Source organism: Brachybacterium sp. B718/18 (assembly GCF_055454375.1).
Genome location: NZ_JBVDDO010000009.1, coordinates 13,500 through 34,521 on the forward strand (window position 1 = coordinate 13,500; position 21,022 = coordinate 34,521).

21 protein-coding genes are annotated in these 21,022 nt (G+C 72.7%); 14 read left to right on the forward strand and 7 right to left on the reverse strand.

Annotation, left to right across the window (positions count from 1 at the left end; all coding sequences use genetic code 11):
• Window positions 1-8: 8 nt before the first annotated feature.
• Genes ACZCAH_RS12750 through ACZCAH_RS12760 form a run of 3 tightly spaced genes read right to left on the reverse strand, consistent with a single transcriptional unit; the run spans window position 9 to window position 3,015 of the window.
• A complete protein-coding gene (locus ACZCAH_RS12750; RefSeq protein ID WP_464341433.1) occupies window positions 9-953 on the reverse strand; it encodes a DUF4097 family beta strand repeat-containing protein in 945 nt (314 codons plus the stop codon).
• The gene (locus ACZCAH_RS12755; RefSeq protein WP_464341434.1) at window positions 953-1,606 is read right to left on the reverse strand and encodes a LuxR C-terminal-related transcriptional regulator; all 654 of its coding nucleotides are present in this window, start codon (window positions 1,604-1,606) and stop codon (window positions 953-955) included. The genes ACZCAH_RS12750 and ACZCAH_RS12755 overlap by 1 nt, the downstream gene beginning before the upstream one ends.
• Window positions 1,603-3,015, reverse strand: a complete 1,413-nt coding sequence (locus tag ACZCAH_RS12760; protein ID WP_464341435.1) for a sensor histidine kinase — start codon at window positions 3,013-3,015, stop codon at window positions 1,603-1,605. The genes ACZCAH_RS12755 and ACZCAH_RS12760 overlap by 4 nt, the downstream gene beginning before the upstream one ends.
• 97 nt (window positions 3,016-3,112) lie before the next feature.
• Between ACZCAH_RS12760 and ACZCAH_RS12765 the strand changes: the two genes are divergently transcribed.
• The 4 genes from ACZCAH_RS12765 (at window position 3,113) to rlmB (ending at window position 7,232) form a co-directional block, all read left to right on the forward strand.
• The gene (locus ACZCAH_RS12765) at window positions 3,113-4,219 is read left to right on the forward strand and encodes a LacI family DNA-binding transcriptional regulator (RefSeq protein ID WP_464341436.1); all 1,107 of its coding nucleotides are present in this window, start codon (window positions 3,113-3,115) and stop codon (window positions 4,217-4,219) included.
• 94 nt (window positions 4,220-4,313) lie between these two features.
• Window positions 4,314-4,796, forward strand: a complete 483-nt coding sequence (locus ACZCAH_RS12770) for a phage holin family protein (RefSeq protein ID WP_464341437.1) — start codon at window positions 4,314-4,316, stop codon at window positions 4,794-4,796.
• A 29-nt stretch (window positions 4,797-4,825) separates the two neighbouring features.
• Window positions 4,826-6,265 (forward strand): cysteine--tRNA ligase, encoded by a 1,440-nt coding sequence (cysS, locus tag ACZCAH_RS12775; RefSeq protein ID WP_464341438.1) that lies wholly within the window; start codon window positions 4,826-4,828, stop codon window positions 6,263-6,265.
• A 13-nt stretch (window positions 6,266-6,278) separates the two neighbouring features.
• On the forward strand, window positions 6,279-7,232 hold the full coding sequence (gene rlmB / locus ACZCAH_RS12780) for a 23S rRNA (guanosine(2251)-2'-O)-methyltransferase RlmB (protein ID WP_329749895.1): 954 nt from the start codon (window positions 6,279-6,281) through the stop codon (window positions 7,230-7,232).
• A gap of 29 nt (window positions 7,233-7,261) precedes the next feature.
• On the opposite strand, the gene yczE is transcribed toward rlmB, so the two are convergent.
• The 3 genes from yczE to ACZCAH_RS12795 all read right to left on the reverse strand — a co-directional run bounded on the left by yczE (window position 7,262) and on the right by ACZCAH_RS12795 (window position 10,441).
• Complete coding sequence (gene yczE / locus ACZCAH_RS12785; protein ID WP_464341439.1) at window positions 7,262-7,999, reverse strand: membrane protein YczE; 738 nt, start codon at window positions 7,997-7,999, stop codon at window positions 7,262-7,264.
• 11 nt (window positions 8,000-8,010) lie between these two features.
• Window positions 8,011-9,252 carry a DUF4032 domain-containing protein gene (locus ACZCAH_RS12790; protein WP_464341440.1) on the reverse strand — a complete coding sequence of 414 codons (1,242 nt, stop codon included), beginning with the start codon at window positions 9,250-9,252 and terminating at the stop codon, window positions 8,011-8,013.
• A 103-nt stretch (window positions 9,253-9,355) separates the two neighbouring features.
• Entirely contained in the window at window positions 9,356-10,441 is a 1,086-nt protein-coding gene (locus ACZCAH_RS12795; RefSeq protein ID WP_464341441.1) for an ABC transporter ATP-binding protein, read from the reverse strand.
• A 173-nt stretch (window positions 10,442-10,614) separates the two neighbouring features.
• Here ACZCAH_RS12795 and ACZCAH_RS12800 point away from each other — a divergent pair, with 173 nt between their 5' ends.
• Window positions 10,615-11,310 (forward strand): peptide deformylase, encoded by a 696-nt coding sequence (locus ACZCAH_RS12800; protein WP_464341442.1) that lies wholly within the window; start codon window positions 10,615-10,617, stop codon window positions 11,308-11,310.
• Window positions 11,311-11,365: 55 nt separating this feature from the next.
• On the forward strand, window positions 11,366-12,106 hold the full coding sequence (locus ACZCAH_RS12805; RefSeq protein ID WP_464341443.1) for a hypothetical protein: 741 nt from the start codon (window positions 11,366-11,368) through the stop codon (window positions 12,104-12,106).
• A 104-nt stretch (window positions 12,107-12,210) separates the two neighbouring features.
• Here ACZCAH_RS12805 and ACZCAH_RS12810 read toward each other — a convergent pair whose 3' ends face one another.
• The gene (locus ACZCAH_RS12810; RefSeq protein ID WP_464341444.1) at window positions 12,211-12,723 is read right to left on the reverse strand and encodes an inorganic diphosphatase; all 513 of its coding nucleotides are present in this window, start codon (window positions 12,721-12,723) and stop codon (window positions 12,211-12,213) included.
• A 67-nt stretch (window positions 12,724-12,790) separates the two neighbouring features.
• Here ACZCAH_RS12810 and ACZCAH_RS12815 point away from each other — a divergent pair, with 67 nt between their 5' ends.
• Genes ACZCAH_RS12815 through ACZCAH_RS12850 form a run of 8 tightly spaced genes read left to right on the forward strand, consistent with a single transcriptional unit; the run spans window position 12,791 to window position 20,821 of the window.
• On the forward strand, window positions 12,791-14,200 hold the full coding sequence (locus ACZCAH_RS12815; protein WP_464341445.1) for a D-alanyl-D-alanine carboxypeptidase/D-alanyl-D-alanine-endopeptidase: 1,410 nt from the start codon (window positions 12,791-12,793) through the stop codon (window positions 14,198-14,200).
• Entirely contained in the window at window positions 14,200-15,294 is a 1,095-nt protein-coding gene (gene tilS, locus ACZCAH_RS12820) for a tRNA lysidine(34) synthetase TilS (protein WP_464341446.1), read from the forward strand. Before ACZCAH_RS12815 ends, tilS begins: the two co-directional genes overlap by 1 nt.
• 41 nt (window positions 15,295-15,335) lie before the next feature.
• Complete coding sequence (gene hpt, locus ACZCAH_RS12825; RefSeq protein WP_329744985.1) at window positions 15,336-15,890, forward strand: hypoxanthine phosphoribosyltransferase; 555 nt, start codon at window positions 15,336-15,338, stop codon at window positions 15,888-15,890.
• Between the two features lie 2 nt (window positions 15,891-15,892).
• The gene (gene ftsH, locus ACZCAH_RS12830) at window positions 15,893-17,962 is read left to right on the forward strand and encodes an ATP-dependent zinc metalloprotease FtsH (protein WP_464341447.1); all 2,070 of its coding nucleotides are present in this window, start codon (window positions 15,893-15,895) and stop codon (window positions 17,960-17,962) included.
• 1 nt (window position 17,963) lies between these two features.
• Window positions 17,964-18,533 carry a GTP cyclohydrolase I FolE gene (gene folE, locus ACZCAH_RS12835; protein ID WP_464341448.1) on the forward strand — a complete coding sequence of 190 codons (570 nt, stop codon included), beginning with the start codon at window positions 17,964-17,966 and terminating at the stop codon, window positions 18,531-18,533.
• 1 nt (window position 18,534) lies between these two features.
• Window positions 18,535-19,395, forward strand: coding sequence for a dihydropteroate synthase (gene folP, locus ACZCAH_RS12840; protein WP_464341449.1), 861 nt, complete (start codon window positions 18,535-18,537; stop codon window positions 19,393-19,395).
• On the forward strand, window positions 19,392-20,315 hold the full coding sequence (folK, locus tag ACZCAH_RS12845; RefSeq protein ID WP_464341450.1) for a 2-amino-4-hydroxy-6-hydroxymethyldihydropteridine diphosphokinase: 924 nt from the start codon (window positions 19,392-19,394) through the stop codon (window positions 20,313-20,315). Before folP ends, folK begins: the two co-directional genes overlap by 4 nt.
• The gene (locus ACZCAH_RS12850; RefSeq protein ID WP_329744990.1) at window positions 20,312-20,821 is read left to right on the forward strand and encodes a DUF3180 domain-containing protein; all 510 of its coding nucleotides are present in this window, start codon (window positions 20,312-20,314) and stop codon (window positions 20,819-20,821) included. The genes folK and ACZCAH_RS12850 overlap by 4 nt, the downstream gene beginning before the upstream one ends.
• Window positions 20,822-21,022 lie beyond the last annotated feature (201 nt).

A 21,022-nucleotide genomic window follows, 5' to 3' on the forward strand; every position in this document is an offset into this window, starting at 1 on the left:
GCCCGGGCTCAGCGGGTGACGTCGACGTCCCCGACGGCGGCGCTCACGCGCAGGGTCCCGACGATGTCGCCCGAGGCGCCGGTGATGCGGGAGTCGATACGGGTCTCGCCCACCTCGGCGGTGGCCTCGACCTGACGCCGTGCCGAGCCGGGCACCTGGACCGTGACGTCCCCGGTCTCCGCGGTGATGTCGGCATCGCCCTCCGCATCGGGAGCGAGGCGCAGCGTCACGTCGCCGACCGAGGTCGCCAGATCGATGCCGCCGGGCACGGGGCCGGCGAGGGAGACGTCGATCCCCCCGACGTCGGCGCGGATCCCGAGGCCGTCGGGGGCGGTGACCTGATCGAGGGTCACCTCGCCGAGTCCCGTCTCGAGCGTGATCGAGGAGAAATCCCCGGTCAGATCGATGTCGCCGACGTCCGCCGTCAGAGTGAAAGCGGGCGCGAGGGCCGCGGGGACGACCACGAGCAGATCGTGGGTCTGCCGCTCCCAGGGGAGTGCGGAGTCGCGCAGCGGCTCCCGCACCGTGACGCTCTTGGAGGTTCCGTTCGTCTCGACGGCCAGCTCGGCCCGGACCACGGTCCCCTCGGGAGGGACCGTGCTCGCCCCCGTCTCGACCAGGGACACCGTCACCTCCGTGGCGTCGTCGCGGCGGATCACGCGGACGTCGTTCACCTCGCTGTCGATCTGCAGCGCGGTGGGGGCGCCGAGATGCGCCGTCGCCGGGACGTCGGAGTAGGAGCGGGCATCGAGCCGCGGGGCGAGCGACCAGTCGGCGAGACCGACCAGCAGGAGCAGGACGATCAGCGCCGCGCCGATCGCGGCGGCCACGCGCCACAGCGCGTCCAGTCCGGGGTCGGGGCGGAGCCTGCGGGCGGGATCCAGGCGGGTCCCGCGCTGGTCGTCCGGTGCGGTGCGGGGATCGGGGGCGGGGGCGAGATCGGTGGGGGTCATCATCGGTCCTCGGACTCCAGGTAGCGCAGCACGGCCATGACGCGTCGGTTCTCGCCGTCGACCGGCGGGAGATCGAGCTTGGTGAGCAGCGAGGAGATGTGTTTCTCGACGCTGCCGGCAGAGACGAACAGGGTGTCGGCGATGGCTTGGTTGGATCGGCCCTGCGCCATGAGGGAGAGCACCTCCCGCTCGCGCGGGGTGAGCGCCTCGAGCACGCGCCGCCGCCGGGATCGGATGAAGATCTGCTGGACCACCTCGGGGTCCAGCCAGGTGCCACCGGCCCCGACCTCGTCGACCACGCCGAGGAAGTCCTCGACGTCGGCGACACGGTCCTTGAGCACGTAGCCGAGCGAGCGCGGCGAGTCGGCGATCAGCTCCGAGGCGTACCGCTCCTCGACGTACTGGGAGAGCACCAGGAGCGCGACGTCGGGATCCTGGCGACGGATGAGCGTCGCCGCGCGCACCCCCTCGTCGGTGAACGTGGGCGGCATGCGCACGTCGACCACGGCGAGGTCCGGGCGGTGCTCAGTCACCGCGGAGAGCAGCGCGGTCGCATCGCCGACGGCGGCGAGCACCTCGTGCCCGGCCTCGGTCAGCAGGCGCTCGAGCCCTGCCCGCAGCAGCACGGCGTCATCAGCGATCACGATCCTCATCGGGGGTCCTCCTGGGCGGGCGTGTGGGCGGGAGCGGCAGCGGGCACAGCAGCGGGCACAGCAGCGGGCGCTGCGGCGCGGTCCGGGACACGCACGGCGTTGGGCAGCGCGCGGGGGCGATCCGACGCGGACGCGGCGGTCGCGGCGGCCGACGGGGGCGTCGTGGGGATCTCCGCGAGGAGGAGGGTGCCGCCGCTCGCGGGGCTCGACACCTCGAGCCGGCCGCCGGTGGCGCGCACGCGGTCGGTGAGCCCGGCGAGCCCGGTGGAGACCCCGTCGCGGCGCACCCGGGCGCCGCCGCGGCCGTCGTCCTCGATGCGCACTCGCAACGTCGACGGATCCTGGGTCACGCTGACCCGAGCCCGCTGGGCACCGGCATGCTTGGCGATGTTCGTCAGCGCCTCGGAGACCACGAAGTAGGCGACGGCCTCCCGTTCGGCGTCGAGGGGACCGTGCAGCTGCACCTCGAGGTCCACGGGGGTGACGGAGCGGGCGGCGAGGGCGGAGAGCGCCGCGTCCAGACCGCGGTCGGTGAGCACGGCCGGGTGGATGCCGCGCGCCAGCTGGCGCAGATCGGTGATGACGGCCTTCGCCTCGGAGTGCGCCTCGGTGACCAGCTCGGTGGCCCGATCGGGGTCGGTGCGGATCGCGGAGCGGGCCATACCCAGGGTCATCGCGAGGGCGACGAGCCGCGGCTGAACCCCGTCGTGCAGATCGCGCTCGATCCGCAGCCGCTCCTGGGCGGCGGCGTCGACCGCGCCCTGTCGCCGGGTGGCGAGCTCGGCCACCTGGCCCCGCAGGTCCTCCTCGTTGCCCGAGATCAGGCCGCGGGCGAGGCCGCGGTCGGCGAGTCCGCCGAGGACCAGCGCCAGGATCGCCAGCAGGATGCTCCCTGCGCCGATCAGACCCAGACCCCAGCGAGGCAGGGTGGCGGACCCGAGCTCGAGCGCGCCGTGGCGCAGCGCGATGTCGGTCGCGGTCCAGCCCGTCCAGACCAGGACGAGGGCGAGTCCGGCGAAGACCGCGGCGACCAGCAGGGACAGGTGATGGTGCAGGACCCCGCGCCAATACGGGCCGGAGGAGACCTCGAGCCAGGCGTCGTGGATCCAGCCACCGAGACCGGTGCGCCGGCTCCGGCGGCGCTGCGGGACGATGACCTCCATGCGGTGCACGGCGACCACTCGTCGGCGCTCCAAGCGCACGACCACGCGCATCAGCAGCAGCCAGGGCACGAGCAGCAGCACACCGGCACCGAGGGCGGCGAGGCCGCCGAGACCGGACAGCAGCAGGGTGATGCTCACGACCCCCCAGGTCCAGGCGAGGAGCGAGGCGGGGAGCACGCCGAGCACGGCGGTGAAGGTGAGCCGCGGTGGGCGCGAGCGGGGCGGCGCGGCGGAGGTGTCGTCCATGGCATCGACAGTATGGCCGCGCGAGGCGCCGACCCACCGGGAGCGCCCGCCGCTCCGCCGGGGGATATCCCCCGGAGGGATGCGGTTCAATGGACCCATGAGCACCCAGGACAGCACCTCCGCCGACGAGCCCCAGTCTTCCGCCGAGCCGGCCGGCTCCCGCGCGACCCTCCGCGACGTCGCGGACTCGGTCGGCATCTCGAGCGCCGTGGCACTGCGCGCCCTGCGCGGCTCGGACGAGATCAAGCCGGTCATGGCCCGGCGCGTGCGCGAGGCCGCCGAGCGGCTCCGCTTCCCGCTCGAGGAGCTCAGCGACGCGGACGACCACCGCGGCGTCGTCGCGGTGCTCGTCAACACCATGCGCAATACCTGGATCTCCGATCTCGTGCGCGCGATCCGCATCGAGCTCGCCGCGACCGGCCGCTCGGCCGTGGTCGTCCCCACCCGGCGTCGGCTCCCCGAGTACCCGATCGCCGCGGACACCGAGGCGATCGAGTCGCTCGTGAGCCTCGGCGTCGACGGCTTCCTGATGGTCTCGGACCTCGCGGACATGGACGGCGTGCTCGCCGCGACCGGGGACCGCCCCTTCGTCGGCATCGGCTGCTCCCAGGAGTTCGTGGGGCGCTTCGACACGGTCCGCATCGACGACGAGGTCGGGCAGGGGCTGCTGGTCGATCACCTGGTGGGCCTCGGGCATCGCGAGATCGCCCACGTCGGCGGGGTCGGCGCGGCCGTGGCCCGCGAGCGCGCCGACGCCTTCCGCAAGGCGATGGCCCGCCACGGCCTCGAGGACACCGCCCGCGTGGAGCCGGGCGACTTCACGGAGCAGGTGGGGCAGACCGCCGGCTCGATGCTGCTGCGCGGCAGCCGCGTCCCCACGGCCGTCACCTGCGCGAACGACGTGACCGCCCTCGGCGTCCTCTCCGCCGCGCGCGACGCCGGCTACTCGGTGCCGGATCAGCTGGCGGTCGCCGGCTACGGCAACACCTCCCTCGCCGACTCCGGGATCTCGCAGCTCACCAGCGTCGATCCCAACTCCGACCGGCTCGGCGCGATCGCCGCGCAGTTCCTCGTCGAGCGCGTCTCCGGCCACGAGGTCGCCCCCCGCGATCTCGCGGTCGCTCCCTCCGTGGTGGTGCGCCGCTCGACCTCGGCCGGCCCCCGTCCCGAGTCCACCAAGCGCAAGCGGATCTCGGTCGACTGACCCGTCGGCCGTTCCGGCGAGCCCGCCGCGCCACCGCGGCGGATCCGCTGTCCCACCCCCCCTCACCTGCTCATCCCTGCGATAGGCTCCGACCATGATCAACACCACGAACGACCCGAGCACGCCGCCCACCCAGCGGTCCATCGGCGAGCTCGTCCAGTCCATCCGCGACGAGGCCCTCGGCGTCGTCCACCACGAGATCGACATCGCGAAGAAGGAGCTCACCGCTCTCGGCATCAAGGTCGGCATCATCGCCGCCTGCGCCGCGGTGCTGCTGTTCCTGCTGCTGTCGGCGTGGGTGATGCTGCTGTTCGCCGCGGCGAGCGGGCTCGAGGCCGCCGGGATCCCCGCCTGGGGCGCCTACTTGATCGTCGCGGGCGTGTTCATCCTCCTCGGCGCGATCGCCGGGCTCCTCGCGTTCCTCGTCGTGAAGCGGCTCAAGGCCCCCGAGACCACGATCGAGACCGCCCAGTCCGCGGTCCAAGCCGTCCAGGGCAAGCGCCGCACCGCGGCGGTGTCCTACGACGACACCTTCGAGGAGCTCTACGGCAAGCAGGTCAGCGCGCGCTCCGAATGAGCCCCCACCAGGGCAGTACCCTGGTCCCTGTGACTCTCCATCTGCACGACACCGCCACCCGCACCACTGCACCGTTCACCCCGGTGCGCGAGGGGGCGGTGTCGCTGTATGTCTGCGGTCCCACCACGCAGGGCGCCCCGCACCTCGGCCACCTGCGCACCTTCCTCGCCTTCGACGTGCTCGTGCGCTGGCTCGAGCGCAGCGGGTACACGGTCACGCACGTCCGCAACGTCACCGACATCGAGGACAAGATCCTCGCGAAGTCGGCGGAGGCCGACACGCCCTGGTGGGCGTGGTCGCTGCGTTTCGAGCGCGAGTTCCAGGACGTGCTGGACCGCATCGGGAACCGTCGCCCCACCTACGAGCCGCGCGCGACCGGGCACGTCCCGGAGATGATCGAGCTGATGCAGCGCCTCATCGAACGGGGCCACGCCTACGCCGACGGTGAAGGCTCGGTCTACTTCGACGTCGCCTCCTTCGCGGACTACGGCGCGCTGACCCGTCAGTCCCTCGAGGCCATGCAGGACGCCGGCGAGGAGATGGAGCCCGGCAAGCGCGACCGGCGCGACTTCGCCCTCTGGAAGGCCGCGAAGGCCACCGAGCCCGAGACCGCCTCGTGGGACACCCCCTTCGGACGCGGCCGACCCGGCTGGCACCTCGAGTGCTCCGCCATGAGCCGCAAGTACCTCGGGGAGACCTTCGACATCCACGCGGGCGGTCTCGACCTGCGCTTCCCCCACCACGAGAACGAGCAGGCCCAGTCGCGCGCCGCGGGCTACGGCTTCGCCCAGCGCTGGATGCACTCGGGCGTGCTCACCGTGGACGGGCTGAAGATGGGCAAGAGCCTCGACAACTTCGTCACCGCCGCCCGCGCCCTCGCCGACCACCCCACGGCCGCTGTGCGCCTGGCGCTGGTCAGCGGGCACTACCGGGCGACCGTCGAGTACAACGCCCGCGCCATGGCCGAAGCGGAGGTGGTGTGGGAGCGGTTCACGCAGACCGCCCGCCGTGCCGCCGAGCTGCTGGTCGGGCACCCCCTGGCCGCCGTCGACGCCCCGCTCGCGGAGGTCGAGCTCCCGGCCGCTTTCGTGGCCGCGATGGACGACGACCTCGCCGTCCCCGAGGCGCTCGCGGTGATCCACCGGGAGCAGTCCGCCCTGAACACGCTGCTCTCCGAGGGATGGGCCCAGGACTCCGTCGCCGCGGGCCTCGGCAGGCTGCGTGCGATGCTCGACGTGCTGGGGCTGGACCCGCTCGGGGCCCGCTGGGCCGCGGCCGCGGGGGCCTCCGGCGCCGAGCACGCGGCGCTCGACGCCCTCGTCACCACCCAGCTCGCCGCCCGCGAGCAGGCCCGCGCCGCGAAGGACTGGGCCCGCGCCGATGCCCTCCGCGATGCACTGGTCGCCGCGGGGATCCGCATCGAGGACGGTCAGGGCGGAGCCCGCTGGACTCTCGAGACCACCCACTGAGGAGAATCACCCCATGGCAGGAAACAGCTCGCGCCGCGGCGCCATGCGCCACAGCAAGAAGGGCGCGACCGTCGGCTCCGGCGGCGTGCGCCGTCGCGCCCTCGAGGGGAAGGGCCCGACCCCCAAGGCCGAGGACCGGCCCTATCACAAGGCCTACAAGGCACCCGCCAAGGGCGGCGCCGGCCGGGGCGGCAAGAACGCCCGCAAGGTCCCCGGCAGCGATCAGGTCGCCGGCCGCAACGCGGTGCTCGAGGCCCTCTCCGAGAACGTCCCCGCAACCCAGCTGACCATGATGCAGCGCCTCGAGGTCGACGAGCGCGTGCGCGAGATCATGCGCCTGGCGACCGCGCGCGGCCTGCCCATCGCGGAGGCCTCCCGCACCGACCTGGACCGCCTCACCGACCACGCGGTGCATCAGGGCGTGGCCCTCACCATCCCGCCGTACGAGTACGCGAGCCTCGACGACCTGCTGCAGATCGCCTCCGACGCCTTCGAGCCGCCGCTGCTGGTGGCCCTCGACGGCATCACCGACCCGCGCAACCTCGGCGCGATCCTCCGCTCGGCCGACGCCTTCGGCGCGCACGGCGTGATCCTGCCCGAGCGCCGCAGCGTCTCGATGACCGCGAGCGTGTGGAAGGTCGCCGCGGGCGCGGCCGGCCGGGTCCGTGTCGCCCAGGTGACCAATCTCAACCGGGCGCTCGTCGAGCTCAAGGAGCGCGGCGTGTTCGTGCTGGGCCTGGATGCCGACGGCGACGTCACCTCGCGCGAGCTGAGCCTCGGCACGCAGCCCGCGGCGCTCGTCGTCGGCGCCGAGGGCAAGGGCATCTCCCGACTGGCGCGCGAGACCTGCGACCAGGTGGTGTCGATCCCCATGAGCGGCCGCACCGAGTCGCTCAACGCCTCCGTGGCCGCCGCGATCGCGCTCTACGAGATCTCGGGGGTGCGCGCGGAGAAGGGACGCGCCTGAGCTCGGGCGGGCAGCGCCGCGTCTCCGTCTCAGGCGGGCAGCGCCGGGGGATCCTCCCCGGCGCCGTCATCGTCCCCACGGCTCGGGGCCGCGGCAGGGCCGACCGGCCGCCCGCCGACGGTGCGCACCGGGATCGTCACCCAGGGGAGCGTCGCCTGGATCACCGGCCCCAGGCCCAGGGCGTAGACCACCGTCCCCACGCCGAGCGGACCGCCTAGGGCCCAGCCGGTGAGCAGCACGGCGATCTCGAGCACGATCCGCACCGGACCGACGGGTCGCCCTAGCCTCCGGCTGAGACCTGTCATGAGGCCGTCCCGGGCCCCCGGCCCGAGCTGCGCCCCGATGTACATCGCGGCGAAGATCCCGTTGAGCAGCACGCCCAGCAGCATCATGCCGATCCCCGCGGCCGGGCCCGAGACGCTCGGCAGCAGCCACAAGCCGAGGTCGATGCTGGCTCCCACCCAGATCGCGTTGGACACGGTGCCGATCCCGACCTGCTCCCGCAGCGGGATCCAGGCGAGCAGCAGCACGAAGCTCACGGCGATGCTCATGAACCCGACGCTCGTGCCCAGCAGGTCCGCCAGCGCGGTGTGCAGCACGTCCCAGGGGGCCGCACCGACGCCCGCTTCGAGCAGCAGGGCGAGGGACAGGCCGAACCCGGTCAGGCCCACCATCATCAGGGCCACCCGCCGGGGGAGACGATCCACCCGCAGCTGATCGCGCAGGGACAGGTTCGCGAGCGCACGGTCACGCGGGGTCGACGCCATCGGGGCCGGGCTCAGCTGTCGAAGATCGGCAGAGCCGAGGTCTCGGTGGTCACGAGCGACTTCTCGTCGGGGCGATGGATCAGCACGTTGAGGATGTAGTGGCGCACCGTCTCGTCGAGGCTGACATCCTTCTCGGCGGTCTCCGACAGGAACCACTTGTGCTCGAGCACCTCGTGGAAGAACTCCGGCGGCTGCAGCTTCGAGCGCATCGAGCGGGGGATCGCCCGCACCACCGGCTCGTACTGGCGCTGCAGCCACTCATGGGCCACGAACTCCTCCTCCTCGGCCTGCTGCTCGGTCGCCGCCCGGTACTGGTCGAGGTCGTTGAGCAGCCGACGGGCCTGGTTCTCCTGGGCGTCGATACCGGTCAGCCGCATGAGCCGCCGGGCGTGATGACCCGCATCGACCACCTTCGGGCGGATGCTCAGCGAGGTGCCGTCGAGATCGGTGGTGATCTCCAGCTCGCCCACGTCGAAGCCCAGCTCGTTGAGCCGCTCGATGCGGGCCGAGACCCGCCAGCGCTCATCGGCCGCGAAGCGCTCCCGCGCGGTCAGCGCATCCCACAGGGACTCGTAGCGACGCACCAGGTCGTCGCCCACCTCGACCGGATCCGCTTCGGGATCGAACATCTCGCCGGCCTGGAGGTCCATCAGCTCGCCGATGATGTTGGTGCGGGCGAGGTCCACGTCGTAGCGGCGCTGGCCGTCGCTGAGCTTCTCGTAGAGGGTGCCCGTCTCGACGTCGACGATGAAGGCGGCGAAGGCGCCCGCGTCGCGGCGGAACAGGGTGTTGGACAGCGACACGTCGCCCCAGTAGAAACCCTCGAGGTGCAGGCGCACCAGCAGCACGGCGAGGGCGTCCAGCAGGCGGTGCGCGGTCTCCTGCTGCGACACCTGGCTGAACAGGGAGCGGTAGGGGAGGGAGAACTGAAGGTGCCGGGTGATTAGCACTGCGTCGAGCTCCTCCCCGGACGCCGAGGTGCGACCGGAGACGACGGCGAAAGGCTCCACGCAGGGAATCCCCAGCCGGCCCAGGACGCGCAGCATGTCGTACTCCCGGCGCGCCAGCTCGTGGTTGATCTCCTTGAGCGCGAGCACGCGCCCCGAGACCCGCACGAAGCGCACGACGTGGCGCGAGATGCCGCGGGGGAGCGCGGCGAGCATCTCCTCCGGCCAGTCTTCGAGCGGTCGTTCCCAGGGCAGGTCAAGGAGTGCCGGATCCGCCCGGGACGCAGTGATCTCCAGTGGTGCCATTGCTCCATTCTCCCCCGAACTGCCAACGGGTGCGCGCGGAAGCCCGCGGACGGAGAAGATGTCCCTCCCGCGGAGACGGCGACGGGCGCTGGGTCGAGCGGGGTCAGTCGCCCAGGCGCTGACCGGACTTCACGTCGAACAGGTGCAGGTGGCCCTGCTTCGGACGGAAGTAGACGGTCTCGCCCTTGGCCGGGGGACGACGGCCGTCGACACGCGCGATGAACGGCTTGGCCGTCTCGTCGCTGCCGGCGCGGCGTCCGTAGATGAACGCGTCGGCGCCGAGCTCCTCGACGACGTCGACCTCGACCGCGATTCCCTGCTCGTCGCTGACCAGCTCGAGGTCCTCGGGGCGGACGCCCACGGTGACCGAGGTCTGGTCGGTGCCCGAGAGGGTCGCACGATCCACGGGCAGCACGGCACCGCCGAAGTGGACGCCCTGGTCGGTGAGGGACTCCTCGAGGAGGTTCATCGCCGGGGAGCCGATGAAGCCGGCCACGAACACGTTGTTCGGGTGGTCATACATGCGGCGGGGCGAGTCGATCTGCTGGAGCACGCCACGGTCGAGCACCGCCACGCGATCGCCCATGGTCATGGCCTCGGTCTGGTCGTGGGTCACGTACACGGTGGTGACGCCGAGTCGACGCTGCAGGGAGGCGATCTGGGTACGGGTCGAGACGCGGAGCTTGGCGTCCAGGTTGGACAGCGGCTCGTCCATGAGGAACACCTGGGGCGAGCGGACGATCGCACGGCCCATGGCCACACGCTGGCGCTGACCACCGGAGAGCGCCTTCGGCTTGCGGTCGAGGTACTCGGTGAGGTCCAGGATCGCGGCGGCGTCCTCGACGCGCTTGCGGATCTCGGCCTTGGGGGTGCCCGCGATCTTCAGGGCGAAGCCCATGTTGTCCGCGACGGTCATGTGCGGGTACAGGGCGTAGTTCTGGAACACCATGGCGATGTCGCGGTCCTTCGGCGGGACGTCGGTGACGTCGCGATCGCCGATCAGGATGCGACCCGCGTCGATCTCCTCGAGGCCCGCGAGCATGCGCAGCGAGGTCGACTTGCCGCAACCGGAGGGGCCGACGAGGACGAGGAACTCGCCGTCACCGATCTCGATGTTGAGGTTGTCCACCGCGGGGCGCTCCTGGCCCGGGTAGATGCGGGAGGCGTTGTCGAAAGTGACTGTTGCCATGGTGTTTCTCCTTCACCGGCAGGTACGTGCCGGACGATCCGTTGTGAAGTGAATAGGTCACCGGTCCAGGGGATTCGCATCCGTGAGGGTGCGTCCTTGCACCGGCGTGAAGAGTGTATCCCATCTCTCACCGGCCCCGGACGCGACCGTCCGGACTGCGGGATACTGGCGCGGTGGACATCACCCAGCTGACCCGGAAGATCCTCGATCGTCGCGCCCGACCGACGGACCCCCTGCGCATCGTCCAGGCCGGGCACCCGGCCCTGCGCCGCACCGCCGTCGACGCGCGCGATCGCCTCGAGCCCGAGCTGCTCGGCGAGCTCGTCCGCGCGATGGCCCTCACCATGCGCGAGGCGCCGGGCGTCGGCCTCGCCGCCCCGCAGGTGGGCCTGCCGCTGCGGCTGTTCGTGATCGAGGACCGCTACGCAGGCGAGGACGGCGACCCGGAGGACCAGCTGCTCGAGCGCACCCCCGTGCCCCTGCGCGCCCTCCTCGACCCCGTCGTCGAGCCCCTCGGCGACGAGCGCGTCTATGCCTGGGAGGGCTGCCTGTCGGTCGACGGCTGGAGCTCGATCGTGGCCCGCTCCCGCCGCGTGCGGCTCACCGCCCTCGAACTGCTCGGCGACGGGAGGATGCGCGAGGTCGACGAGGAGCACGTGGGCTGGCCGGCCCGCATCCTGCAGCACGAGACCGATCACCTCGCGGGCACCCTCTGCCATGACGTGTCCGTGCCGCGCTCCTTCATCGAGACCGGCTACGTGCACCACTACGCCGACCTCCCGGAGGCGGTGCGCCGCCTCCGGCTGACCGGCGAGATCACGTCGCTCGGCGAGGGCGAGGTGCGCGTCTCGGGGCCCGTCCGGCGGTAGCGTGATCCTGTTCCCCGGAGCCCTCCGGGACCCGTCCGACGAAACGGAGCCGACCGTGACCTCGAGCCCCCAGCACCTGCCCGAGCCCTCTCAGCTCGCCGACGAGGGCTTCGCCGACCAGCTCGACGAGCGCTGGCTGGCCGTCCTCGACACCGCCCTGCGGGTCCAGGCGCCGCTGGCCCACTCCTACGTCCTGCGCCTGCGCGAGAAGCATCCCGAGGCGACCGACCGGGAGCTGCTGGAGAAGGTCACCGGGCGCTTCACCGGCCTGATGACCCTCACTGGAGCGGGCATCGGCGGCGTCGCCGCCCTGCCCGGTCTCGGCACCGCCGCCGCCGTCGGCCTGAGCGTCGGCGAGGGCGTCTCCTTCGCCGAGGCGTGCGCCTTCCTCACCCTCGCCGCGGCGGACATCCACGGCCTGGACATGTCCGACCGCAACACCCGCCGCCTGGTGCTGATGAGCGTGCTGTCGGGGGAGCGGGGCGCCGAGATCATCGCGCGCTCGCTCGGCAAGCAGGGCGTGCGCTGGTCCTCGCTGCTCGGCGGGGGCGGCGGCGGGCTGATCCCCGGCTTCGTCTCGCGGGAGATCTCCCGTCGGGTGCGCCGCACCGTCGTCCGCCGCGCCGGCGGGCTGTGGCTGGTGCGCCTGCTGCCCTTCGGCATCGGCGCCCTGCTCGGCGGGCTCGGGGCGCGCGCCGTCTCGCGCTCGGTGGTCGAGGCGATGCAGGAGATCTTCTCCCAGGCCACCCTCCTCGAGGGCGAGATCGCGGGCGACCCCGGCCACCTCGAGGCCTGAGCACGCGGGACTCCGCGGCTCGCGCCGCTGCCCACGACGTCTGACGACGCAGGAGCGGGCGGCCCGCTCCTGCACTGCCGGGACCGAGGACGGCCCCGCGGGGATCAGACGTCCTGCGTGAACTCGTTGGCGTGCTCGGTGCCGAGCGCGCGCTGGTAGGAGCGGCGGATCTCCGCCTCCGCGTCGGAGCGGCCCTCCCAGTGGGCGCCTTCGACGCTCTTGCCGGGCTCGAGGTCCTTGTAGACCTCGAAGAAGTGCTGGATCTCGAGGCGGTGAAACTCCGAGACGTCGGTCAGCTCCTGGCGGCGCACCTGGCGGCGGTCGCCCACCGGCACCGCGATGATCTTGTCGTCGCCGCCGGCCTCGTCGCGCATGCGGAACATGCCGAGCGCGCGGCAGCGGATCAGGCAGCCCGGGAAGGTGGGCTCCTCGAGCAGCACCAGGCAGTCCAGCGGGTCGCCGTCCTCGCCGAGGGTGCCCTCGATGAAGCCGTAGTCGTCCGGATAGCGGGTGGCGGTGAACAGCATGCGGTCCAGACGGATGCGCCCGTTGTGGTGGTCCACCTCGTACTTGTTCCGGTTCCCGCGAGGGATCTCGATGGTCACGTCGAATTCCACGACAGCCGCTCCGTTGCTCCGGCCCTGGGGCCTTGGGTATTGACCGGGACACCATATCGTTAAGGCCATGGGCTTCAGGGCATCGGACCGGGTATGGCGGGCGACGGCGATCGTGCTGTGCGCCGCGGTGCCGGCGAGCTTCTACGTGCTCGGCGACCTCACCGACGCCTTCCCCGGTGTGCTCACCCTCGAGCGCCGGGAGGAGGGGACCGCGGCGGGCCCCCCGGCTCGCGCCGAGGACTTCGAGCGTGTCACCCCCGCCGAGCCCGGCCCCACCGTCTCCTCCGGCGTCGGTGCCGAACAGGCTGCTGACCTGGAGCAGCGCATGGCCGCCCATGCGGATCTGCCGGTGGTCGCCGGCGGTCTCGCCTTCTCCGTCGTCGACGTCGGGACCGGGGATCAGATCGCCGCGCGGGACGCCGACACCGCGCGGATCCCCGCCTCCACCCTCAAGCTGCTCACCGCCGCCGCCGTGCTGCGGCTCTACACCGGCGAGGAGGTGCTCACCACGCGGGCGGTGGTGCAGGACGGCACCATCACCCTCCAGGGAGGGGGTGACATGACTCTCTCCGAAGAGGACCTGCGCGGGCTCGCCGAGGACGCTGCGGCCCTCGCCCGGGAGCAGGGCACGACCGAGGTGTCCCTCGTGCTCGACGCGGACTACATCGTCGGCGGGCAGAACCCGGCCTGGGGCGCGAACGGCACCGCCGGCGGCTGGGTCGCGCCCACCGCCTCCCTCGCCGTCGACGAGGGGTGGCTGGATGCGGAGCAGTACGGCCCGAAGTCCACCGACCCCGCGGGCGACGCCGCCGCGCTCTTCGCCCAGCTCCTCGGCGAGCAGGGCCTGACGGTGATCGGCGAGATCAGCGCGGGCCAGGCCCCGGCCGACGCCCCCGCCGCCGAGGTGCACTCCGAGAGCATCGGCGAGATCGTCCGCCACACCCTGGAGATCTCCGACAACACCACCGCCGAGCTCCTGGCCCACCTCGTGGCGCTGGGCCGCGGCGAGGCGACCACCCCGGAGTCCGCGGCGGCCGCCGTCGAGGCCGAAGTGCGCGAGCTCGCCGCCGAGGCGGGCGTTCCCGAGGCGGACCTCGAGGCGCTCGTGATCCGGGACGGCTCGGGGCTCTCGCGCGACAACCGTGTCCCGCCCGCCCTGCTGGCCGCGGTTCTCGGCGAGGTGGCCGCGGGGACAGTCCCCCAGCTGCAGCAGATCCTCTTCGACGTCCCGATCGCCGGGCTCTCCGGGACCCTCGCCTCCCGCTTCGACGAGGAGGACACCGAGGTCGCCCGCGGCGTGGTGCGCGGCAAGACCGGCTATCTCGGCGGCGCCTCGACCCTCGCCGGGGTCACGGTGCTGCCCGACGGCCGCATCGTCGCGTACTCGATCGTCGTGCACGGATTCGACGGTGCCGACGCCGCGGCGGCCCGCGCCGCCGTCGACCAGGTCGCCGCCGAGATGGTGCAGGACTCCTGATGGCCGGTCCGCCCCCCGTCGTCGCCCGGGCCCGCACCGCGGTGCGCGCCGCGCTCACTGCGCGCCTCGAGCAGCTGGCCGACGACACCGCCGCCGGGACTCTCGCCCCCCGGCTGCTCGTGGGCGTGAGCGGCGGCGCGGATTCCTTGGCGCTGCTCGCGACCACCCGCTGGGTGGGGGAGCGGATGGGGCTGGAGACCGAGGCGGCGATCGTGGACCACGCCCTGCAGCACGACTCGGCGCAGGTCGCCGAGCGCGCCGCCATCCAGGCCGAGCGGCTCGGCGCCACCGCCCACGTGCTCCGCGTCGCCGTGGACCGCGACGCCCCCGGTGGACTGGAGAGCGCTGCCCGCGACGCCCGCCACGCCGCCCTCGAGCTCCTCCTCGGCGACCGGGGCGGCCTCGCCCTCCTCCTCGGCCACACCCTCGACGACCAGGCGGAGCAGGTGCTCATGGGGCTCGCCCGCGGTGCCGGACCGCGCGCACTCGCGGGCATCCCCCGGGCGCGCGGCCCGCTCCTGCGGCCCTTCCTGGGCACCGGCCGGGACGAGACCACGGCCCTGCGCCGCGGAGACACCGAGGAGATCTGCCGCCTCCACGACCTCGAGTGGTGGGAGGACCCGATGAACGCCGACGAGACCCTGCTGCGAGCGCGCGTGCGGCACCGGGCGCTGCCGCTGCTGCGGGAGATCCTCGGCGAGCAGATCGACGAGAACCTCGCCCGCACCGCGGACCTCGTGCGACCCGACGTCGACCACCTCGACGCCGCTGCCCGCGACGGGCTCGAGGCGCTGCGGCGGGACGGCGGCGCGCTGCGGACCGAGGACGATCTGCTGCTGCTCGACGTGCACGCCCTCGCCGCGCTGCCCGCCCCGGTCCGCACCCGGATCCTGCGCGATGCGACCCGTTCCGCACAGGCCGCGGCGCGGGAGCTCGGTGCCGTCCCGGCGACCAAGTCCCTGTTGCGCCGTCAGGTGCTCGCCCTCGACGCCCTCGTCGTCTCATGGCACGGTCAGGCAGGCGTGCCTGTTCCGGGTAGGATCGAGGTCGCTCGCCGCGACGGCCTGCTGGTGTGGCGCCGGTCGGATCCGTGAGCCGCGGCGGCGCACCTACACCTTCCACCGAGGAGTACCGCGTGCCCCAGACGCACATCCACCCCGATGTCGAGCGGGTCCTGCTGGATCAGCAGCAGATCAGCGACCGGCTGAGCGAGATCGGCGCACAGATCGCCGCGGACTACGCGGACGAGCCCCCGATCCTCGTGGGCGTCCTCAAGGGTGCGGTCATGGTCATGGCCGACCTCGCGCGCGCCGTGGACCTCACGGTGGAGATGGACTGGATGGCCGTCTCCTCCTACGGATCGGGCACCAAGTCCTCCGGGGTCGTCCGCATCCTCAAGGACCTCTCCGCGGACATCTCCGGACGCAACGTGCTCATCGTCGAGGACATCATCGACTCGGGCCTGACGCTCAAGTGGCTGCTCTCCAACCTCCGCTCCCGGGGACCGAAGTCCGTCGAGATCTGCACCCTGCTGCGCAAGCCCGAGGCGGCGCGCGTCGAGATCGACGTCCGCTACGTCGGCTTCGACATCCCCAACGAGTTCGTCATCGGGTACGGGCTCGACTACGCCGAGGTGTATCGCAACCTGCCCTACGTCGGCGTCCTCAAGCGCTCCGTCTACGAGAGCTGATCATGGCCGAGACCTCCTCCCGCGGCCGCAGGAAGCGGCCGTTCACCTCGATCGCCCTGTGGATCCTGGTGGCCCTGCTCCTGGGCATGGCGCTCTTCACCCTCTTCGGCCGCGACGGCTACCAGCAGATCGACACCGAGCAGGGCCTCGCCCTGCTCGAGGGCGACACCGTCGAGCAGGCCCGCATCATCGGCGGCAACCAGCAGCGTGTCGACCTCGTGCTGACCGAGCCGTACGTCGACGGCGAGGAGGACAAGGGCACCCAGGTCCGCTTCAGCTACGTCGACGCCCGCGCCGAGGCCGTGGTGCAGGCCGTCGACGCGGCGCAGCCCGAGAAGGGCTACACCGACGAGATCGCCACCTCGTCCTGGTGGTCCACGCTGCTGCTGTCCTTCCTCCCGCTGCTGATCTTCATCGGCCTGTTCTGGTTCCTGATCATGAACGCCCAGGGCGGCGGCCGGGCGATGCAGTTCGGCAAGTCCAAGGCGAAGCTGTTCAACAAGGAGGCCCCCAAGGTCACCTTCGCGGACGTCGCCGGCGCCGAGGAGGCCGTCGAGGAGCTCGACGAGATCAAGCAGTTCCTCGTCGACCCGGGCAAGTACCAGGCGGTCGGCGCGAAGATCCCCAAGGGCGTGTTGCTCTACGGCCCGCCCGGCACCGGCAAGACGCTGCTGGCCAAGGCCGTCGCCGGCGAGGCGAACGTGCCCTTCTACTCGATCTCCGGCTCGGACTTCGTGGAGATGTTCGTGGGCGTCGGCGCGAGCCGCGTGCGCGACCTGTTCACCACCGCGAAGGAGAACGCCCCGGCGATCATCTTCATCGACGAGATCGACGCCGTCGGCCGCCATCGCGGCGCGGGCATGGGCGGCGGTCACGACGAGCGCGAGCAGACCCTGAACCAGATGCTCGTGGAGATGGACGGGTTCGACGAGAACCAGAACGTCATCCTCATCGCCGCCACGAACCGCGTCGACATCCTCGACCCGGCGCTGCTGCGCCCGGGCCGCTTCGACCGCCAGATCGCGGTGACCGCCCCGGATCTCAAGGGCCGCCTGCACATCCTCGGGGTGCACGCCAAGGGCAAGCCGCTCGCGCACGACGTCGACCTCGAGGCCGTCGCCAAGCGCACCATCGGCATGTCCGGCGCGGACCTCGCCAACGTGCTCAACGAGGCGGCGCTGCTGACGGCCCGCTCGGGCAACCAGATCATCGACAACCGGGCGCTCGACGAGGCGATCGACCGCGTCTCCATGGGCCCGCAGCGCTACTCGAAGGTCATGACGGAGCGCGAGCGCCAGATGACCGCGTACCACGAGGGCGGCCACGCCCTGGTCGCGGCGGCGATGAACAACTCCGCCCCGGTCACCAAGGTGACGATCCTGCCGCGCGGCCAGGCCGGCGGCTACACGATGGTCGTGCCCACCCAGGACCGCAACTACCAGTCCCGCAACGAGCTGCTGGACCGCCTCGCCTACGCGATGGGCGGCTACGCGGTGGAGGAGTCGATCTTCCACGACGTCACCACCGGCCCCAGCTCCGATCTGCAGAACGCCACCAAGATCGCCCGGACCATGGTCATGCAGCTGGGCATGAGCGAGGCGGTCGGCCAGGTCGCGCTCTCCGGCGACCAGGACGAGGTGTTCGTGGGCATGCAGCAGGGCCAGGCGCCCCGCTTCAGCGGCGAGACCGCGACCCTGGTCGACCAGGAGGTGCGCAAGCTCCTCGACGCCGCGCTCGACGAGGCCTGGGCCGTGATCGTGGAGAACCGGGACGTGCTGGACCGCCTGGTGGAGGAGCTCCTCGAGAAGGAGACCCTGAACGAGGCGGAGCTCGCCGAGATCTTCCGCGACGTGCGCAAGCGCCCGCTGCGCGAGGTGTGGGTCTCGAGCGACGAGCGCCCGGCCCTCGAGGCCCCGACCGTCGGCGCGACCACCACCGCGACCGGCGCGGAGTCGCATGACGCGGGGGAGTCCCTGCAGCCCGGCGCTCCCGAGCTGCCGCATCCGGGCGGTGACGGCCCCGCGATCCCCGGCGCCCCGGGGCACGACGCGACCGGCGGGACGGACCACTGAGATGGCCGTCGACCACGCCCGTGTCGAGGCCGCGGTCCGGGAGATCCTCGCCGGCATCGGCGAGGACCCCGATCGCGACGGCCTGAGGGACACGCCCGCCCGGGTCGCCCGTATGTACGCCGAGGTCTTCGAGGGCCTCGATCAGGATGCGCGCGAGCCGCTCTCGACCCGCTTCGAGATCGAGCACCAGGAGCTGGTGCTCGTGCGGGGCATCCGCTTCCACTCGATGTGCGAGCACCACCTGCTGCCGTTCATCGGCACCGCCCACGTGGGGTACATCCCCGGCAGCGGTGCCGTGACCGGACTCAGCAAGCTCGCCCGCCTGGTGCACGTCTACGCCCGGCGCCCCCAGGTGCAGGAGCGCCTGACCTCCCAGATCGCCGATGCCCTCGCCGAGGAGCTGGGCGCCGCCGGGGTGATCGTCGTGATCGAGGCGGAGCACATGTGCATGTCGATGCGCGGCGTGCGCGCCGAAGGTGCCGACACCGTCACCAGCGCCGTGCGGGGCATGCTGCGCGACAGCGCGAGCACCCGTGCGGAGGCGATGAGCCTCATCCATCGAGGACGCTGAGATGGACCGCACCCCGCGACGCGGCCCCGACGGTCTGCCCGCCCGGCTCGGCGGCGACGACACCCTCGTCATGGGTGTCCTGAACGTCACGCCCGACTCCTTCTCCGATGGCGGGGAGCACGATCGCGCGCCGGAGGCGATCGCCCACGGTCGACGGCTCGTCGCCGAGGGAGCGGACATCGTCGACATCGGCGGCGAGTCCACCCGCCCGGGCGCGCCCCGCGTGGACGAGGAGGAGGAGCTGCGCCGGGTGGTCCCGGTGGTCCGAGCCCTCGCCGCGGAGGGCGTCGTGGTCAGCGTGGACACGATGCGCGCGGCCGTCGCGGTGGCGAGCGTCGAGGCCGGCGCCCTGATCGTCAACGACGTCTCCGCGGGGCTCGCCGACGCCGAGATGGGCACCATCGCCGCCACGCTGCGCACGCACCGGGGCACCCCGCCGGTGTTCGTGGCGATGCACTGGCGCGGGCACAGCGACGTGATGAACCGGCTGACCGACTACGGCGATGTCGCCCGCGACAGCGCCGCCGAGCTCGAGGACCGGCTGACGGCCCTGCGCGCGGCCGGCGTCGAGGACCGCTTCCTGGTCGCCGACCCGGGGCTCGGGTTCTCGAAGACCGGCGAGCAGAACTGGGAGGTCCTCGCCGACTGGGACTCCCTGACCTCCCACGGTCTGCCGGTGCTGATCGGGGCCTCCCGCAAGCGATTCGTGAGCGCGCTCGGCGTGGATCGCGACGCTGCGACCGCGGCGATCAGCGCCTACAGCGCCGAACGCGGCGCCTGGGCCGTGCGCGTCCACTCCGTGCCGCCCACCGTGGCCGCGGTGCGGGTCGGGGATCGTCTGCGCCGGAGCAGGCGCGCATGAGCCCGATCGAGCAGAGCGTGCCGCGCGACGGCGCAGACGGCCTGCTGGACCGCATCGAAGTGTCCGGTATCCGCGCCTGGGGCCGCCACGGCGTGCTCGCGGCGGAGAAGGAGCTGGGGCAGGAGTTCGGCGCCGACGTCACGCTGCACCTGTGGACCGGCCCCGCGGGCCGGGCGGACGCCCTCTCGCGCACGGTGAACTACGCGCTGGTCGCCGAGGCGGTCGCCGAGGAGATCACGACCGGCTCCTACGACCTCGTGGAGACGCTCGCCGAGCGGATCGCCGCGCGGATCCTCGAGCAGGTCGGACATCCGCTGGTGCGCCGGGTGGGGGTGCGGATCCACAAGCCCGCGGCACCCGTCGGCCGACCCATCGGCGATGTGACCGTCACGATCGAGCGCGACGCGGCCCCGGTGTCCGGCGTGCTCGCCCTCGGCGGCAACCTCGGCGATCGCGCGCAGATCCTCGAACGGGCCCTCGCCTCCCTCGCCGCGCACCCGCTGGTGGACGTCGAATGGACCGGACCCGTGCTCGAGACGGCCCCCGTCGGCGGTCCCGACGGGCAGGGGGCCTTCCTGAACTCGGTCGTCGGCGTGCGCACCGCGCTGGGCCCCTTCGCCCTGCTGGACCTCGCCCACCGTCTCGAGCGGGAGGCGCGCCGGGAGCGGCTCGTGCGCTGGGGGCCGCGCACCCTGGACGTCGACCTGATCGCCTACGGCGACCTGCGCAGCGCGGACGAGGAGCTCACCCTCCCGCATCCGCGCGCCCACGAGCGCGCGTTCGTGCTCGCCCCGTGGCATGCGGCCCGGCCGGAGGCCGAGCTGCCCGGACACGGCTCGATCGCGGTCCTGCTCGAGGGCGCCGCGGATCGTGGCGATCTCGCCCCGGGCCCCGAGATCGCGGGATTCGGGCGTCCATGAAGCCGCTGAGCATCCCGGCGCTGGTGCTGATCACCGTCGTCGGCGCCGGACTGGGCGCGCAGATGATGGAGACCCTCGCGACGCGCGGCCACTCGCTGCCGATCGCCGGCTGGCTGACCACGCTGGTCGAGCTGGTGCTGTGCGCCGTCCTCCTCGCCTACGGCCTGCCGATGCGCCGTTATCTCGCGGAGAGCGAGGAGCGGCGCCGGCACCCCAGCCTCACCCCGCGCCGGCACCAGATCGACCTGCCCACCGCGTATCGCACGGTGCTGCTGGCCCGGGCCTGCGCGTACACGGGGGCCGTCGTCGGCGGGCTGTTCAGCGGCCAGGCGCTGTTCCTGACCATCACCGGCACCGGCGACCCGCTGAGCGGGATCCTGCCCACCGCCGCCGCGGCCCTCGCGGGGCTGGCCCTCGGGGTCCTCGGCGTGGTCGTGGAGCGCTGGGGGACGCTGCCGCCCGAGGACGGCGAGCACGGTGCCGAGGGGGCCGGGGCCGGCTCATGAGGACGCGGGCGCCGGGTCCTGAGCCGGACCCCGTCCAAGGGCCTTCCCGACGAGGCGGTGGGGCCGACGATGATCGCCGCGGAGATCGACCATCGACGGGTCATCCCGCGCCGGGCGTCGCAGGCCGGGTTCCCGCGAGGATGACACGATGGGGCGCATGACCGACGCGCCCGATCCGGCTCTGCCCGCGCCGCCGCCCGC

Excerpts from the sequence above, each read along its gene's own strand:
- rlmB (WP_329749895.1), top strand. The coding sequence starts at position 6,279 with ATGGCAGGAAACAGCTCGCGCCGCGGCGCCATGCGCCACAGCAAGAAG.
- folP (WP_464341449.1), top strand. The coding sequence starts at position 18,535 with ATGGACCGCACCCCGCGACGCGGCCCCGACGGTCTGCCCGCCCGGCTC.
- ACZCAH_RS12755 (WP_464341434.1), bottom strand. The coding sequence starts at position 1,606 with ATGAGGATCGTGATCGCTGATGACGCCGTGCTGCTGCGGGCAGGGCTC.
- ACZCAH_RS12750 (WP_464341433.1), bottom strand. The coding sequence starts at position 953 with ATGACCCCCACCGATCTCGCCCCCGCCCCCGATCCCCGCACCGCACCG.
- ACZCAH_RS12760 (WP_464341435.1), bottom strand. The coding sequence starts at position 3,015 with ATGGACGACACCTCCGCCGCGCCGCCCCGCTCGCGCCCACCGCGGCTC.
- ACZCAH_RS12850 (WP_329744990.1), top strand. The coding sequence starts at position 20,312 with ATGAAGCCGCTGAGCATCCCGGCGCTGGTGCTGATCACCGTCGTCGGC.
- ACZCAH_RS12765 (WP_464341436.1), top strand. The coding sequence starts at position 3,113 with ATGAGCACCCAGGACAGCACCTCCGCCGACGAGCCCCAGTCTTCCGCC.
- yczE (WP_464341439.1), bottom strand. The coding sequence starts at position 7,999 with ATGGCGTCGACCCCGCGTGACCGTGCGCTCGCGAACCTGTCCCTGCGC.
- folE (WP_464341448.1), top strand. The coding sequence starts at position 17,964 with ATGGCCGTCGACCACGCCCGTGTCGAGGCCGCGGTCCGGGAGATCCTC.
- ACZCAH_RS12790 (WP_464341440.1), bottom strand. The coding sequence starts at position 9,252 with ATGGCACCACTGGAGATCACTGCGTCCCGGGCGGATCCGGCACTCCTT.
- folK (WP_464341450.1), top strand. The coding sequence starts at position 19,392 with ATGAGCCCGATCGAGCAGAGCGTGCCGCGCGACGGCGCAGACGGCCTG.
- ACZCAH_RS12770 (WP_464341437.1), top strand. The coding sequence starts at position 4,314 with ATGATCAACACCACGAACGACCCGAGCACGCCGCCCACCCAGCGGTCC.
- ftsH (WP_464341447.1), top strand. The coding sequence starts at position 15,893 with ATGGCCGAGACCTCCTCCCGCGGCCGCAGGAAGCGGCCGTTCACCTCG.
- ACZCAH_RS12815 (WP_464341445.1), top strand. The coding sequence starts at position 12,791 with ATGGGCTTCAGGGCATCGGACCGGGTATGGCGGGCGACGGCGATCGTG.
- ACZCAH_RS12795 (WP_464341441.1), bottom strand. The coding sequence starts at position 10,441 with ATGGCAACAGTCACTTTCGACAACGCCTCCCGCATCTACCCGGGCCAG.
- tilS (WP_464341446.1), top strand. The coding sequence starts at position 14,200 with ATGGCCGGTCCGCCCCCCGTCGTCGCCCGGGCCCGCACCGCGGTGCGC.